Consider the following 14962-nt stretch of genomic DNA (forward strand, 5'->3'; position numbering starts at 1 on the left):
GGAGGAGGGTCCGGCGGGCGGGCGGCCCACCGTGGTCCGCCCGGGCGGCGGGCTCGCGAGCCGTCACCGGCCCCTGGGCGGGGCGGGCTCCCCGCCGCGGACGACGACCTCCCCAGTGGCCGTCGAGTCGTCGCGCAGCATCCATCCCATGCGCTTGTGCGTGCGCACCCCGACGTCGGACTCCACGACCTGCACCCCGGGCGCGGCCGCCTGCAGCCCGGCCTCGACCTCGAGGATCTCCCCGGGGGTGCGCAGCCACAGCAGGAACGTCAGGTTCGTGTCCCCCGTGGTGGAGGCGCACAGCCGCAGCGTGCGGTAGGAGCGCAGGTAGCGCACCGCCGCCTCGAGCTGGGCCGGGGGCACCCGCACGTACCACTGGCAGGGCACGGGGTGGCCCGAGTGCTCCTGGGCCAGCTCGCAGCGCACGGCCACCAGCCCCGTCCCCACCGCCTGCCGCAGGTGCCGGGCCGCCGTGGTGGGGTGGGTCCCGGTGGCCGCCGCGACCTGCGCCGCGGTGGCCCGCCCGTCCCGCTGCAGCACGGCCGTGAGCTCCTCCAGGTGCGGGGGCACCGCCCCGTGCGGGCGCTCCGGCCCGCCGCGCAGCTGCGCGACCCGCCGCTGCTGCTCGGGGGTGAGCACGTCCAGGCGCCAGTTGCTGCCGATGGCGTACAGGCGGGTGGCCACGGTGACCCGGCTGCGCAGGATCGCCGGGTCGGCCCGCACGAGGGGGAGCACGTCGCGGGTCATCTGCTGCCAGTCGCGGGTGAGCACGGTCAGCCGCACGTCCCAGGCGCGCGCCGACTCCTCCACCGTGCTGATCTCGGGACTCGCGCACAGCCGCCGCAGCACCTCCTCCCGGTGGCCGGGACGGCACTCGAGGCCGATGAAGGTCGCGCAGCCCCGGGTCCCCGAGGTGCCGAGGTGGCCGGTCACCCACGTGCGGCCCTCCGTGCGCAGCCGCTCCCAGCGTGCGGCGAGCGTGGTGGGGTGGCGCCCCAGGGTCGCGCCCAGCTGGGTCCACGTGGCGCGGGGGGCGATCTGCAGGGCGTGGACCAGTTCCAGGTCCTCGACGGGCAGCTCCATGCTCGATCCTTCGGTGTGAGGGTTCTCGTATGCAGTTTATCGCAGTTCTGCGGCGGTCGTGATCCGGGTCACGCCACGCTCGATCCGACCAACGAGCGCGTCCCGCGCCCGCCCGACCGTCCAGGGAGTTCCCATGCCGCTCCGCACCGTCGTCGACGGCGCCTCCACCGAGATCCTGTCCGTGGCCAACCTGCCCGTGCTGTGGATCTGCGCCCTCGGCGTCTTCGCCGTGATCGTCGTCCAGACCCTCGTCTACGTCCGGGCCGCCCGCACCGCCGCCCCGGCCGCGGGGATGACCCGCGAGGAGCTGCGGACCTCCTTCCGCGCCGGCGCGGTCTCCGCCGTCGGCCCGTCCCTGGCCGTGGCCCTCGTGGCGGTGGCCCTGCTGACCGTCTTCGGCGCCCCGGCCGTGCTCGTGCGCATCGGGCTGATCGGGTCCGTGTCCTTCGAGACCGGCGCGGCGAGCATCGCCGCCGGCACCATGGGCGCCGACCTCGGCGGGCCCAGCTACACCCAGGGCGTGTTCGCCGTGGCGTTCATGGCCATGAGCCTGGGCGGGGCGATGTGGATGCTCGCCACGCTGATCCTCACCCCGCTGCTCAAGCGCGGGGACGTGAGCCTGCGGCGGGTCAACCCCGCGGTGATGACCGTCGTGCCCGGCGCCGCCCTGCTCGGGGCCTTCTTCGCCCTCGGCCTGGCGGAGCTGCCCAAGTCGGGCAACCACGTGGTCGCCTTCCTGGCCTCGGCCGCGGCGATGGCGGTCTGCCTCGGGGTCGCCCGGGCGCTGGGACGCCGGTGGATCCGCGAGTGGGCCCTGGGCCTGGCGATCCTGACCGCCCTGGTCGTCACCTACTTCACCGTCGGCGCGGGCCTGTTCCCCGCCGCCTGAGCCGCCGACCCACCGGAGGAGAACCACCATGAACGCCGAGCACACCGCCGCGCTGCGCGAGTTCGACACCACCACGGCCCGCTGGGGCCGGCTGACGATGATCGCCGGGCTGCTCTTCGCCCTCGCCGGACCCGCCTACCTCGTGCTCTTCAGCGGGCTCGACGTCGAGCAGGCCCGGATCTGGACGGCACTGATCGCCATCGCCGGCACCTTCGGCGTGCTGTGGGTGGTCGAGCCGCTGACCTACTACCCGATCCTCGGGCAGGCCTCGATGTACCAGGCCTTCATGATCGGCAACATCTCCAACAAGCTGCTGCCCTCCGCGCTGATCGCCCAGTCGGCGATCGGCGCCAGGCCCGGGACCCGGCGGGGCGAGCTGGCCGCGGTCATGGCCATCGGCGGCGCCGCCGTGGTGCACCTGGTCTCCCTGCTGGTCTTCGTCGGCGTCCTCGGCACGTGGCTCGTCGGCGTCGTGCCCGCCGACGTGATCGCGGTGGTCCAGACCTACATCCTGCCCTCCGTCATGGGCGCCGTGCTCGTCCAGGCCATCGTCTCGACCCGCAACCTGCGGATGACCCTCGTGGCCGGGACGGTCGCGGCCCTCGTGGTGTTCGTGCTCGTGCCCGCGGTCCCGTCCCTGGCCTTCTTCGGCACGGCCATCGCCGTGCTCACCACCGCGGTGCTGGCGTGGTTCCTGCGCGACCGCACCGCGGCGCCGTCCGGACCGGCGGCGGGCGCCCCCGCCGCCGCGGACGCCCCCGCCGTGCCGGCCGGCCCCGGCGACCCGGCCGCACCGGTCCCGCCGCGGACCGAGGACACCGCCCGCGGCTGAGCCACCCCGCACCCCGCACCCCCGAAGGAGAACGCCATGACCACCACGACCGTCCCGCAGCCGAGCGAGGAGCTCACCGAGCGGATGCACGAGCTCTACCGGCACCTGCACGCCCACCCGGAGCTGTCGATGCAGGAGCACGCCACGGCCGAGCTGATCGAGCGCGAGCTCGACGCGCTGGGGGTGGAGCACTTCCGCTGCGGCGGCACCGGCGTCGTCGGCGTGCTGCGCAACGGGCAGGGGCCGGTGGTGGCCTTCCGCGCCGACACGGACGGGCTGCCCCTGGCCGAGGACACCGGGCTGGACTACGCCAGCACCGCCACCGGCCGCCTCGAGGACGGCACCGAGGTGCCCGTGATGCACGGCTGCGGCCACGACACCCACGTGGCCGTGCTGCTGACGGCCGCGCGCCTGCTCGCGGGCGCGCGCGAGGCGTGGTCGGGGACCCTGGTGCTCGTCTTCCAGCCCGGGGAGGAGACCGCCGCGGGGGCGCAGGCCATGCTGGCGGACGGGCTGTGGGAGCGGGCCCCGCGCCCGGAGGTGGTCCTGGGCCAGCACGTGATGCCGCAGCTCGCGGGCACGATCCACTGCTCGGTGGGCGACGCCATGGCCATGGCGGACTCGTGGCGGGTCACCGTGCACGGCAAGGGCGCCCACGCGTCCCAGCCGCAGGACGCCACCGACCCGATCGTGCTGGGGGCCCACATCATCACCCGGCTCCAGACCGTCGTCGCCCGCGAGGTCGACCCGCGCCGCTCCGCCGTCGTCACGGTGGGGACCTTCCACGGGGGGCTCAAGGAGAACATCATCCCGGCCCGGGCGGAGTTCACGCTCAACGTGCGCACCCTCGACCCGGAGGTGCGCGAGCACGTGCTCGGGGCCCTGCGGCGGATCATCAGCGCGGAGGCCGCGGCCTCGGGCGCCCCCGAGCCCACGGTCGAGGTGCTCTCGACCTTCCCCCGCAACTACAACGACCCCGCCGCCACCACGGAGCTGCTCGAGCACTTCCGCCGGGAGCTGGGGGAGGAGCGCGTGGTCCAGGTCGACCCGCTCATGGGCTCGGAGGACTTCGGCGCCCTCGGCGCGGCCATCGGGGTGCCCTCGGTGTTCTGGATGTTCGGCGGCCACGACGCCGCGACCCTGGCCGGGGAGGGGCCGGTGCCGGTCAACCACTCGCCGTTCTTCGCCCCCGCCGTGGAGCCCACGCTGTCCACCGGCGTGCGGGCGGCCGTGGTGGCGATCCTCGCCCGGCTCGGGCGCTGAGGGCGGGACCGGCCGGCGCCGCGGCGGCGTGCACCGGGCCGGGGGCGTCCGCCGTCGTGCCCCGGTCCGGTGCCCGGGGCCCGACGACGGCCCTGCGGGCCGGCGGCCCGGGCCGGCCGAGCGCACGGCGGGCCGGCGGCACGGGCGCTGCGGCCCGGCGCGGCCGGGCGCGGCTCAGCGCCGGGAGCGGGTCAGCAGCGCGGAGGCGCCGCTGACGAGGACCATCGCCGCGGCGGCGCCGATCGCCGCCGCGAAGGCCCCGTCCGGGCCGGCGAGCTCGGCGAGGGACCCGGCCAGGGCCGCGCCCAGGGCCGTGCCCAGGACCACGCCGCCGGCCAGCAGCGTCATGACGGTGCCCTGCCGCTCCGGCCGGGCGGCGTCCCCGCCGACCGTGAAGATCGTGACCATCACGGGGCCCACGGGGATCCCGGCCACGAGCAGCGCGACGACCATGGCGGGCACGGTCGCCGGGGCGAGCAGCAGCAGGCTCAGCCCGGCCATGGCCGCGGCGCTGCCCACCCACCGGGCGCCGGGGCGCAGCCGCTGCGGCCACCACGCCACGGACAGCGCCGCCGCGGCCGAGCTCAGGCCCAGCACGGCGTAGAGCAGCCCGGCCGCGCTCTCCAGCCCGAAACGGCCGCCGAACGCGGCCAGCCCGTTCTGCAGGGCCCCGAAGAAGGTGCCCATGGCGACCATGCCCAGCACCGGCAGCAGCACGAGCACCCGCTCGCGCGCGCTCATCGGGACCGGGGGCCCGGCCGCGGCACGGGCCGGGCCCGCCACGGCGCGGCCGGAGGGGTGCAGGGCGAAGGCCGGCACGAGCAGCAGCACGAGCAGCGCGGAGAGCACGAACGGCAGCCAGGGCGCGACGAGGGAGGCCAGCAGCCCCACCAGGGCGGGCCCCAGGACGAAGGTCAGCTCGTCCGCGGTCGACTCGTAGGACAGCGCCGTGTCGAGGGTCCGGCGGTCGGGGCCGGCCAGCGCCCGCCAGCGCACGCGCACGAGCGGGCCGACCGGCGGGCACGTCGCGCCCACGAGCAGGGCCGCCGCCACGACGGCCGGCAGCGCCGGCCCGCCCGGACCCAGGGGCACGTGGGCGGCGGCGAGCAGCAGGGCGGTGCTCACCGCGTGGAGCAGGGCCAGGACCAGCAGCACCGGCCGCTGGCCGGCCCGGTCGGCGAGGGCCCCGGCCAGCGGCCCGCCGGCGGCGGCGCCGATCCCCACGGCCCCGGCGGCCAGCCCTCCGGCGGCGTAGGACCCGGTGACGGCGGTGGCCAGGGTCAGGGTGCCGACGGTGACCATCGCCATGGGCAGGCGGGCCAGCAGGGCCAGCGGGAGGAAGCCGAGGCCGGTCAGCCGCACGAGCCGGGTCCACGGCCCGCCGTCCGCGGCGGGCCGTGCGGATGCGGCGGCGGGGCCGGCCGCGGTGCCGGGGGACGCGGCCGGGCCGGGCACGGCGGGCGCGGGCACGGCGGGCGCGGGCACGGCGGTGAGGGGGCCGGTCGAGGGGTGGGCGGGGGGTGCGGTGGTCACGGGTCTCCTGAGCAGCTGCGCACCGTCCCGCCTCCCGGTGCGCCCGACCCGGACACGCCCGCTAGTCTACCGGCCCCCGCGCCGGCACGCGGGTGATCTCCACCGCACCCGTGGCCGAGGAGGCGTGGAGGCAGGGCCGGTCGGCGGGGGCCGCGGCGCAGACCGCGGCCGCCGGCCGGGCGGTTCCGCCCCGCTCCGCACCGGGCACGGCGGGGGTCCACCAGTCGGCCTCCGGCACCGTCGCCTCGACGGAGCCCGCGCCGGCCGTCAGGGACGTGCGCCGGGGCGCCTCGCCCACGAGCCGGACCTCGGTGGAGCCGACCTCGGTGTGCACGTCCAGGTCCTCGCGCACCCGCAGCCCGTCGAGCTCGACCGACCCGACGTCGGAGGCCGCCCACAGGGAGCGGGCGCTGCCGGAGGCCTCGACCACCCCGGCGTCGGTCTCGAGGCGCACGTCGCCGAAGTCGCCCTCGAGGCTCAGGACGCCGGCGTCCGAGGACAGCCGCAGGTCCACGGGCCCGTCCCCGGAGGGGACGGTCACGCGCACGTGCATCCCGCCGCCGGCACCGGGCCAGGAGCTGCCCGGGAGGGCGTCGATGCTCAGCCGCCCGTCCGCGACGCGGGGCTCGGGGGCGCTCTCGAGCCGGATCCCGGCGTAGACGGACTCCACGCGCAGGTCGGGCACGTCGGCCGTGGCGACCTCGACCACGGCCGAGCGGCCGTCGACCACGACCGTGTCCACGGGCTCGGTCACCGTGGTCGCGACCCGGTGCTCCTGGACGGACAGGGCGGCGGCCGCGACCGCGCCGCCGCTGCCCAGCAGGGCCAGGGCGCCGAGGCCGCCGAGCACGGCGGTGGGCACGAGCCAGGCGGCGCGCTCGCCGCTGCCGGGGACGGACCGGGGGCTGGGGTGGGTGGTCATGGCCGGAACTCCTGACGGGTCGGACGGGTCGGGCGGGCCCCGGGGGACGCCGCCCCCGGAGGTGCCGCCCCGGGATCGGGGTAGCCGAGGTAGCGCAGCACCGCGCGGACGCGGCGGTTGCCGCCGTCCTCGTGGGCGAGGCCGAGCTTGGTGAACACGGAGCGGATGTTCTTCTCGACCGAGGACTCGGTGAGGAACAGGTTCGCCGCGATCGAGGCGTTGGACAGGCCCTGGGCCATGAGCCCGAGCACCTCGTGCTCCCGCGGGGAGAGCAGCTCCAGGTCCTGGCGGTGCCGGGAGCGCACGAGCAGCTGGGCGACGACCTCGGGGTCGAGGACGGTGCCGCCGGCGCCGACGGTCTCCACGGACTCGAGGAACTGCTCGACGTCGGCCACGCGGTCCTTGAGCAGGTAGCCGAGCCCGTCCCGGCGGGAGGCGATGAGCTCCGCGGCGTAGCGCTCCTCGACGTACTGGGAGAGCACGAGCACGGCGATGCCGGGGTGCTGGGCGCGCAGCAGGACCGCGGCGCGGATGCCCTCGTCGGTGAAGGTCGGGGGCAGGCGCACGTCGACGAGCGCGAAGTCGGGGGCGTGCTGCTCCACGGCCCGCAGGAGGTCCTCGGCCGTGTCGACGTCGGCGACCACCTCGTGCCCGGCCTCGGTGAGCAGGCGCACGAGCCCGGCGCGCAGCAGGACGGCGTCCTCGGCGACGACCACGCGCATCAGGACCGCCCCCCGGTGCTGCCGGCCGGCAGCTCGACGCCCAGGACGGTGGGCCCTCCGGCGGGGGAGTCGAGGGTGAACCGCCCGCCGGCGGAGCGGACGCGGTCGGCGATCCCCGACAGGCCGCCGCCGGGCACGACCACGGCACCGCCGCGGCCGTCGTCGAGGACCCGGGCGAGGACCCGGTCCGCGCCGGGGTGCTCGCCGCTCTGGAGGGAGACCTCGACGGAGACCCCGGTGGCCCCGGCGTGCTTGACCACGTTGGCCAGCCCCTCGGCGACCGCGAAGTACACGGCGGCCTCCGTCTCGGGGGCCAGGCGGGGCACGCGCACGTCCACGGCGACGGGCACGGGGGACTGGGCGGCCACGGCCGACAGCGCCGCGTCCAGGCCCCGGTCCTCCAGCACCGCGGGGTGGAAGCCGCGGGCCAGCCGGCGCAGCTCGGCGATGGCGGCCTTCGTGGTCGCGTGGGCCTCGCCGATCAGCTCCTTCGCGGCGGCGGGGTCGTCGTCGATCCGGCGCCGGGCCATGGAGAGGTTCATCGCGACGGCGACCAGCTGCGGCTGCACGCCGTCGTGCAGGTCCCGCTCGATCCGGGAGCGCTCGGTGCGCGCCCCGCGCACGGCGGTCTCGCGGGCGGCGGCCGCCTCGGCGGCCCGCCGGCGAAGCTCCGCGGCCTCGTCCACGCGCAGCAGCAGCCGGGACAGGCCCCGGTGGGCGGCCGCGCACAGGCCGACGACGACGAGGCCGGTCAGCGCGATCGTGCTCCCGGCGAGGACGACGGCCCAGCCGGGCCAGGCGCCGGGCCCGCCGGCCGGCCACACGGGGTTCCCGGGCGCCGCGTAGAGGGGGGCGAGGGCCAGGGCGAGCGCCGCGCCGGTGCCGGCGAGGGCGCCCACGACCGCCCAGCCGAGGGCGGTCGTGAGGACCAGGTGCAGCAGCCCGGTCCACAGCGGGGCCTCGGAGACGTCGAGCCACAGCTGGTGGAGCAGCCGCCAGCCGTCGGTGCGCGGCGAGCGCCGCCGGTGCGGGGCGGGCAGCACGAGGCCGAAGGCGGCCTGGGTGCGGCGGCGCTCGACCCACACCGCGGCGCGGGCGGCGTAGACGGCGGCCGCGAGGGGCACCACGCCGACCACGACCGGCAGGGCGGCGACGCCGGAGGTGACCAGGGCCAGGAGCATGCCCAGCCACAGGGTGCCCAGCGCGGCGTCGACCACGAGGTCGGCGGACCCGGCGAGGAGGGTCCGCGGGGACCAGGGGCCCCAGCCCGGCAGGGCGCCGGGGGCCGCACCGTCCGCGGCGGCGGGGGCGCCGGCCGCCCGGGCGGCGGCGGGGTGGGATCCCGCGGGACGGGGACCGGGGGAACGGGAGTCGTCGTGGCCGGGGGCGGTGTCGGAGGGCGCCGGGCGCCCGCCCTCGTGCTGCCAGGGCACCGGTGGCAGGGGCCGGGTCTCGTGCGGTGTGCTCATGGCCACCACGCTACGGTCGCGGGCGGCCCGCCGACTGCGACGCTGCCCGCCCGGTGCGGGTGCGGATATCCGCACCCGCACCGGGCGGGCCGCCGCCGGGCAGCCCGCCCGGCGACACGCGGCGGCGGCCGGGCGGGCGGGTGTTGACGCAGCTCACATCCCGTCCCTACGGTCGCACCGTGGCCCGGGAGCCGTGCGCCCCGGGCCCCGCCGCCCGAGCCGAGGAGCCCGCCCATGACCACCACCCCGCCGGCCCGTCCCGTGCCCGAGGCCCTGGCCGGGCTGCCGGGCTTCACCCGGGACCCCGCCGAGCTCGAGCGGGTCCGCACCGACCGCTCCGGCTACGTCCCGCCCACGCGCCCCGCCGGCCTCGTGCGGGCCCGCACCGTCGAGGACGTGGTGCGGACGCTGCGCGCCGCCCACGAGCACCGCGTCCCGGTCGTGCCCCGCGGGGCCGGCACGGGCCTGGCGGCCGGGGCCTCGGCCCGCGAGGGCGAGATCGTCCTGGACCTGCACCGGATGAACCGGATCCTGCGCATCGACCCGGTCGAGCAGATCGCCGTGGTGGAGCCGGGGGTGCTCAACGCCGACCTCAACGCGGCCGCCGCCGAGCACGGGCTGTTCTACGCCCCGGACCCGGCCAGCACGTCGATCTGCTCCGTCGGGGGCAACATCGCGACCAACGCCGGCGGGATGCGCTGCGCCAAGTACGGGGTGACCCGTGAGGCGGTGCTCGCGCTGACGGTCGTCCTCGCCGACGGCCGGGTGCTCACCACCGGGGCCGGGACCGTCAAGGCCGTCACCGGCTACGACCTCAAGGCGCTGTTCACCGGCTCGGAGGGCACCCTGGGCGTCGTCGTCGAGGCCGTTCTGCGCCTGCGCCCGGCGCCCGTGGCCACGGCGACCGTCGCGGCCTGGTTCCGCGACGTGGGCAGCGCGGCGGCCGCGGCCTCCGCGGTCATCGCGGCGCGGGCGACCCCGTCGGTGCTCGAGCTCGTCGACGGCCCCACCCTGGGGGCGATCGACCTGGCCACGGGCAGCGCCCACCGCAGCCGCGGCGAGGCCTTCCTGCTCGCCCAGACCGACGGCTTCGGGGCGGAGCTCGAGCGGGACGTGGTGCTGCGGGCGATCGAGCCCTTCGCCGAGTCCGTGCTCGTCGCCGACGACCCGGCGGAGGCGGAGGCGCTCGTGCAGGCCCGCCGCAGCGCCATCCCCTCGCTCGAGGCCCTCGGGCGGGTCTCGATCGGGGACGTCGGGGTGCCGCGCCACCGGCTCGCGGAGATGGTCACCGGGCTGCGGCGGATCGCGGAGGAGACCGGCGTGGAGATCTGCACGGTCGCCCACGCGGCGGACGGCAACCTGCACCCCATGATCGTCGTGGACCGGGACGAGCCGATCACCGAGGGCCCGCCCAAGCTCGCCCTGGGCCGGATGTTCGAGCTCGCCCGCAGCCTCGGCGGCACCCTGACCGGCGAGCACGGGGTGGGGCTGCTCAAGCAGGACTGGTTCACCGCCGAGGTCGGGGAGCTCTCCCGCGAGGTCCAGCACCGGATCAAGCAGGCCCTGGACCCCCACGGCATCCTCAACCCCGGCAAGGCCGTCTGAGCCGGTCCCGCCGGGCTCACTCGTGGCGCAGGGCCTCGATCGGGTCCTTGCGCGCGGCCCGGACGGCGGGCAGGGTCCCGGCGAGGAACGCGATGCCCACGACCGCCGCGACGATCAGCAGCACCCGGTCGCCCTCGAAGGCGAACAGCGACAGCCCGGGCAGCCGGGCCAGCGGCCCCGCGGCCAGGGCGTCGCTCGCCGCGGTGCCGGCCAGGACGCCGGCCGCGGCGCCGGCGACCGCCCCCAGGAACCCGATCACCACGGCCTCGAGGGAGAACAGCCCGAAGACCTTGTGCCCGCCCATGCCCACGGCCTTCATCAGCCCGATCTCCCGGGTGCGCTCCTGCACGGACATCAGCAGCGTGTTCACGATGCCGAGACCGGCGGCGAGCAGCGCCACGACCGCCGAGGTGTTGAGGATCCACACGATCCCGTTGATCACGGCCCGGAACATCCCGAGCTTGTCCTCGACCGTGGAGGCGACCATGCCCTCGTCCTCCAGCCGGTCCTGGACCGCCCCGATCCGGTCGAGGTCCGGGACGCTGACCGTGGCCATGAGGTAGCTCTCCGGCACGGGCTGCGGGCCCCCGGAGACCTGGTGGGCGTGCAGCCGCTCGTTGAAGGACGCCGAGGGAATGGGGTTCAGGGCCGTCCCCGCGAGGCTGGCCTGGGTCACCCCCGAGACGGTCGCCGGGAAGGCCCGGGGCCGGCCCGCGACGTCCTCCATCACGACCTCCACGCGCGCCCCGACCGCCTCCTGCGGGGAGGCGAAGCCGAGGCCCGCCACCCAGCTGCCGGGCAGGGACAGCTCGTCGCGGCCCGGGTCCGGGGCCCGGCCGGCCACGAGCCGCAGCCCCTCGACGTCGACCGGGATGCCCAGGGGCAGCTGGAAGCGCTCCCCGCCGGGGGTCTCCAGCCAGCTGGGCGTCACCGAGTACATGGGCTCCACGGAGGCCACGTGCTCGAGGCCCTCCAGCAGTGCCACGTCCCCGGGGGTCAGCCCCTCGAAGGAGACCCCCAGCCCCGTCTGCACCCGGGAGGACCCCGGTTCCCAGGGCCGCGGCCCCGAGCCGGAGGAGAGCTCGACGAGCGGGTGGGAGCGCTGGACGTAGAGCGTGTCCGGGGTGCCGAAGGCCGCGACCGTCTCGTCGATGTAGCGGTTGACGCCGGTGCCCATCCCCGAGGTGAGGGTCAGGGCGAGGGCGCCGATGAACACCGCGAGGACGGTCAGGCCCGCCCGCAGCCCCGCGCGGCGCGTGTTGGCCACGGCCGCGCGCAGCAGGTCCGCCCACGTCATCGCACGGCCCCCGCGGGGTGGACGTCCCCGCGCGGGAGCACGTCCGCCGCGAGCAGCGGCACGCGCGCCGGCGGGCCGGCGACCAGACCGTCGCGCAGGTGCACCCGGCGGTCGCAGCGGGCGGCCAGGGCGTCGTCGTGGGTGACGACCACGAGCGTGATGCCGCGCTCGCGCTGGAGGCCGAGGAGGGTGTCCTCGACCACCGCCCCGGTGGCCGAGTCGAGGTTGCCCGTGGGCTCGTCGGCGAAGACCACGAGGGGGTCGTTGACCAGGGCGCGGGCGATCGCCACGCGCTGCTTCTGCCCGCCGGAGAGGTCGGTGGCGCGGCTGGCGGCCTTCCCGGCCAGCTCGAGCCGCTCCAGGACCTCGAGGCCGCGGCGGCGGCGCTCGGCCCGGCGCACCCCGGCGATGGTCAGCGGCAGCACGACGTTCTCGAGCACGGACTGGTGCGGGGTGAGGAAGAACTGCTGGAAGACGAAGCCGAACGCGGTGTTGCGCACCCGGTCGACCTCCCGCGCCGACAGCGACGCCGCGGGGCGGCCCTCGACCGCCACGGTCCCGGAGGTCGGGGCGTCGAGCAGGGCCAGCAGGTGCATCAGGGTGGACTTCCCGGAGCCCGACCGGCCCACGACGGCGACCGACTCCCCGCGCCCGATCCGCAGGCTCACCCCGCGCAGGGCCTCGACCCGGTCGGCGCCGCGGCCGTAGGCCCGCACCAGGTTCTCGGCCTCCAGCACCGCGCAGCTCATCCTCGCGTCCCCCTCGTCGCCCGGCCGGCACCGCCGGCGGCACCGCGCGGCCGGCGGCCCGCCCCGGGCGGTGCCGCCGGTCGGTCCGCGCGGACGGGGCTCCCCGCACCCCGGGGACCATCATGTGCACGCGCACAGCGCGGGCGGAACCTGTGACGCGCCGCCACTAGAGGGGACAGACCCGGCCGGGGCGGCGCTGACGACCTGTCGCAAACCCCCTGTCGGGCCCGTCCCTAGACTGGAGGGGTGCAGGCATGGCTCGAGTCCCTCCCCCTCGGCGCCGGCATCGCCTTCTTCTGGCTCGTGGCCGTCGTGCGGACCACGGTCGTCTACGCGCTCGGCCGGGCGGCCGCCCGCGGCGGGCGGCGCGTGGCCGCGGTGCGGCGCGCCACGGACGGGCCCGTCTACCGGCGGGCCGAGCGGCTCGTGCACCGGTGGGGCGTGCTCGCCGTCCCGGCCTGCTTCCTGACGGTCGGGCTGCAGACCGCCGTCATCCTCACCACCGCCCTCACGCGCATGCCGCTGTCCCGGTGGGTACCGGCGATGCTCGTGGGCACCTTCGTGTGGGGCGTGGTCTACGGCACGGTGGGGATGGCCGTGGTCTGGGCGTTCCTGCGCCGGCCCGGGGTCGCGGTGGCCGCCGTCGCCGTCGTGGTCCTGGCCGCCGCCGTGCACGCGGCCCTCCGGGCGGGGCGCCGCCCGGCGCGCGAGCACGCCGGCCCGCAGGCCTGAACGGGCCGGGGGCGCGCGGACCGCCCCCGGGGCGGTCTCACTCCTGCCGCTCGACCTCGGCGGCGTCCGCGGCCCGCACGGAGGACCCGCCCGCCACGTCGGAGAGCTCGTCGCCGAGGTCCCCTCGACGTCGGTGCCCGGCCCGCGCTCAGATCCGCAGGTGGACCAGGGACGGGCCCGTCAGCGTGAGCGCGAGGGCGACCTTCTCGGCCAGGTCCTCCTGCGTGGCCTCGAGGCCCGTGGCGCCGAAGGCCTCGGCCAGCGCCGGCCAGTCCGGCTGGCGCAGGTCCACGGCGAGCGGGTCGATGTCCCGGTCGACCATGTTCTGCCGGATCTCCCCGTAGCCGCCGTTGTCCACGCACACGATCGGCAGGTCCAGGCCCAGCTCCACGGCGGTCATCAGCTCCTGGACCGAGAACATCAGCGCGCCGTCGCCCACGAGGCACAGCACGGGCCGGTCCGGTGCGGCGAGCTTCGCCCCGATCGAGGCGGGCAGCCCGTAGCCCAGGGTCGCGTACGTGCCCATGTACAGCAGCGAGTGCGGCAGCTGCGCGCGGAAGAACGTGGTCGAGCCCAGGTAGGTGACCTGCGAGGAGTCCCCGCCGATGATCGTGTCCTCCGGGACCACGGACATGATCGTCTCGTTGAGGGCGGCGAGCTCGGGGGCGGTGCGCCGGCCCTCGTCGTCGAGCCGGGCGAAGACCTCGGTGAGGTCGCGGGCGGGGCGCGGGGGCAGCGGACCGATCGCCTCGAGGAGCTGCGGGACCACGGCCGCGGAGTGGCCGGGCAGCTCGATGTCCGGGTCGAGGTTGCACAGCATCTGCTCGCGCGCGATGTCCACGCGCACCACCGGCCCGTCCGGGACGACGTCCCCGCCCCACAGCTCGGCCTCGCCCACCTTGGAGCCGATCACCAGCAGCGCGTCGGCCGAGCGCAGGAACTCGTGGGCCGTGGACAGCCTCAGGTCCGCGCCCAGGGACAGCCGGTGCCGCTCCGGGATCGCGCCCTTGCCGTTGGTCGTGGTGATCACCGGGGCCTCGAGCAGCTCGGCGAGCTCGAGCAGCCGTGCCCCGGCGGGCAGGGAGCCGCCGCCGGCCAGGATCACGGGGCGGCGGGCCGCACGCAGCACCTCGGCGGCCCGGCGCACGTCGTCGGCCGGGGCCGGCTGCGGGGCGCCCAGCGGCCGCGGGGCCACCTGCCGGTCGGTGTACTCCAGCTCCGCCTCGAGGACGTCCAGCGGGATCTCGATGTGCACCGGCCGGGGCCGGGAGTGGGTGAAGTCCCGGAAGGCGTCGTGGACCATGGTCACCGCCTCGGCGCCGCTGGTCACCCGGCGGGAGCGGCCCACGATCGCGTCCACGGCGGCGGAGGGGTTCTTCGTCTCGTGCAGCGAGCCGATGTCCCGGAAGTCGTGGCCCAGCGGCCGGCCCGGGGAGAGCAGGATCATCGGCCGCGACTCGGCGTAGGCGGTCGCCGCCCCGGACAGGGAGTTGAGCAGGCCCGGCCCGGAGGTGGTGATCACGACCCCCGGCAGCCCGGAGACCTGGCTCCAGCCGTCGGCGCCGTACGCGGCGCCCTGCTCGTGGCGGGTCGTGACCGCCCGGATCCCGAGCTCGCGCAGGGGACGGTAGAACTCGAGGGAGTGGGTCCCCGGGATCCCGAAGACGGTGTCGACCCCGTAGCCGCGCAGGGTCTCCAGGACGGCGCGGGCGGTCGTGCGGCGGGCGCTCACGGGCGGGCCTCCGCACCCGCGGGGGCGGCCGGGGCGGTGTGCCTGCGCCCCCGGGCGGCTGCTCCGGCGGGGAGGGGGAGGACCGGTGGGGCGCTCATCGGCTTCACGTCCTTCTCCGGGAGCGAGCCGCGGCC

13 protein-coding genes are annotated in these 14962 nt (G+C 77.1%); 5 read left to right on the forward strand and 8 right to left on the reverse strand.

What is annotated here, in order from left to right:
• Positions 1–63: 63 nt before the first annotated feature.
• Positions 64–1083 carry an AsnC family transcriptional regulator gene (locus AS188_RS05000; protein WP_058857931.1) on the reverse strand — a complete coding sequence of 340 codons (1020 nt, stop codon included), beginning with the start codon at positions 1081–1083 and terminating at the stop codon, positions 64–66.
• Between the two features lie 133 nt (positions 1084–1216).
• Here AS188_RS05000 and AS188_RS05005 point away from each other — a divergent pair, with 133 nt between their 5' ends.
• Genes AS188_RS05005 through AS188_RS05015 form a run of 3 tightly spaced genes read left to right on the forward strand, consistent with a single transcriptional unit; the run spans position 1217 to position 4067 of the window.
• Positions 1217–1972 carry a DUF5058 family protein gene (locus AS188_RS05005; protein ID WP_058857932.1) on the forward strand — a complete coding sequence of 252 codons (756 nt, stop codon included), beginning with the start codon at positions 1217–1219 and terminating at the stop codon, positions 1970–1972.
• A gap of 28 nt (positions 1973–2000) precedes the next feature.
• Positions 2001–2804 (forward strand): hypothetical protein, encoded by an 804-nt coding sequence (locus AS188_RS05010; RefSeq protein WP_236945058.1) that lies wholly within the window; start codon positions 2001–2003, stop codon positions 2802–2804.
• A gap of 36 nt (positions 2805–2840) precedes the next feature.
• Entirely contained in the window at positions 2841–4067 is a 1227-nt protein-coding gene (locus AS188_RS05015; protein ID WP_058857933.1) for an amidohydrolase, read from the forward strand.
• A gap of 174 nt (positions 4068–4241) precedes the next feature.
• On the opposite strand, the gene AS188_RS05020 is transcribed toward AS188_RS05015, so the two are convergent.
• From AS188_RS05020 to AS188_RS05035, 4 genes are all read right to left on the reverse strand, one after another.
• Entirely contained in the window at positions 4242–5600 is a 1359-nt protein-coding gene (locus AS188_RS05020; protein ID WP_236945059.1) for an MFS transporter, read from the reverse strand.
• Between the two features lie 61 nt (positions 5601–5661).
• The gene (locus tag AS188_RS05025) at positions 5662–6522 is read right to left on the reverse strand and encodes a DUF4097 family beta strand repeat-containing protein (protein ID WP_058857934.1); all 861 of its coding nucleotides are present in this window, start codon (positions 6520–6522) and stop codon (positions 5662–5664) included.
• Positions 6519–7244, reverse strand: a complete 726-nt coding sequence (locus AS188_RS05030) for a response regulator transcription factor (protein ID WP_058857935.1) — start codon at positions 7242–7244, stop codon at positions 6519–6521. Before AS188_RS05030 ends, AS188_RS05025 begins: the two co-directional genes overlap by 4 nt.
• Positions 7244–8713, reverse strand: a complete 1470-nt coding sequence (locus tag AS188_RS05035; protein ID WP_083529259.1) for a sensor histidine kinase — start codon at positions 8711–8713, stop codon at positions 7244–7246. The genes AS188_RS05030 and AS188_RS05035 overlap by 1 nt, the downstream gene beginning before the upstream one ends.
• Before the next feature lie 234 nt (positions 8714–8947).
• On the opposite strand from AS188_RS05035, the gene AS188_RS05040 reads away from it, so the two are divergent.
• Positions 8948–10318: an FAD-binding oxidoreductase gene (locus tag AS188_RS05040; protein WP_083529260.1), complete on the forward strand. Its 1371-nt coding sequence runs from the start codon at positions 8948–8950 to the stop codon at positions 10316–10318.
• A 16-nt stretch (positions 10319–10334) separates the two neighbouring features.
• On the opposite strand, the gene AS188_RS05045 is transcribed toward AS188_RS05040, so the two are convergent.
• Together AS188_RS05045 and AS188_RS05050 are read right to left on the reverse strand one after the other, a co-directional pair.
• Entirely contained in the window at positions 10335–11615 is a 1281-nt protein-coding gene (locus tag AS188_RS05045) for an ABC transporter permease (protein ID WP_058857937.1), read from the reverse strand.
• Positions 11612–12364, reverse strand: a complete 753-nt coding sequence (locus AS188_RS05050) for an ABC transporter ATP-binding protein (protein WP_058857938.1) — start codon at positions 12362–12364, stop codon at positions 11612–11614. Before AS188_RS05050 ends, AS188_RS05045 begins: the two co-directional genes overlap by 4 nt.
• A gap of 246 nt (positions 12365–12610) precedes the next feature.
• Here AS188_RS05050 and AS188_RS05055 point away from each other — a divergent pair, with 246 nt between their 5' ends.
• Positions 12611–13096, forward strand: coding sequence for an SNARE-associated domain-containing protein (locus AS188_RS05055; protein WP_058857939.1), 486 nt, complete (start codon positions 12611–12613; stop codon positions 13094–13096).
• A gap of 148 nt (positions 13097–13244) precedes the next feature.
• Here AS188_RS05055 and AS188_RS05060 read toward each other — a convergent pair whose 3' ends face one another.
• Positions 13245–14828: a thiamine pyrophosphate-binding protein gene (locus AS188_RS05060; protein ID WP_058857940.1), complete on the reverse strand. Its 1584-nt coding sequence runs from the start codon at positions 14826–14828 to the stop codon at positions 13245–13247.
• Positions 14829–14962: the final 134 nt, after the last annotated feature.

This window comes from Kocuria flava (genome assembly GCF_001482365.1).
GTDB lineage: Bacteria > Actinomycetota > Actinomycetes > Actinomycetales > Micrococcaceae > Kocuria > Kocuria flava.

What these genes read in the sequence shown, in the direction of transcription:
- AS188_RS05040 (WP_083529260.1), top strand. Translation starts at nt 8,948, where the DNA reads ATGACCACCACCCCGCCGGCCCGTCCCGTGCCCGAGGCCCTGGCCGGG.
- AS188_RS05000 (WP_058857931.1), bottom strand. Translation starts at nt 1,083, where the DNA reads ATGGAGCTGCCCGTCGAGGACCTGGAACTGGTCCACGCCCTGCAGATC.
- AS188_RS05010 (WP_236945058.1), top strand. Translation starts at nt 2,001, where the DNA reads ATGAACGCCGAGCACACCGCCGCGCTGCGCGAGTTCGACACCACCACG.
- AS188_RS05030 (WP_058857935.1), bottom strand. Translation starts at nt 7,244, where the DNA reads ATGCGCGTGGTCGTCGCCGAGGACGCCGTCCTGCTGCGCGCCGGGCTC.
- AS188_RS05015 (WP_058857933.1), top strand. Translation starts at nt 2,841, where the DNA reads ATGACCACCACGACCGTCCCGCAGCCGAGCGAGGAGCTCACCGAGCGG.
- AS188_RS05050 (WP_058857938.1), bottom strand. Translation starts at nt 12,364, where the DNA reads ATGAGCTGCGCGGTGCTGGAGGCCGAGAACCTGGTGCGGGCCTACGGC.
- AS188_RS05045 (WP_058857937.1), bottom strand. Translation starts at nt 11,615, where the DNA reads ATGACGTGGGCGGACCTGCTGCGCGCGGCCGTGGCCAACACGCGCCGC.
- AS188_RS05035 (WP_083529259.1), bottom strand. Translation starts at nt 8,713, where the DNA reads ATGAGCACACCGCACGAGACCCGGCCCCTGCCACCGGTGCCCTGGCAG.
- AS188_RS05025 (WP_058857934.1), bottom strand. Translation starts at nt 6,522, where the DNA reads ATGACCACCCACCCCAGCCCCCGGTCCGTCCCCGGCAGCGGCGAGCGC.
- AS188_RS05005 (WP_058857932.1), top strand. Translation starts at nt 1,217, where the DNA reads ATGCCGCTCCGCACCGTCGTCGACGGCGCCTCCACCGAGATCCTGTCC.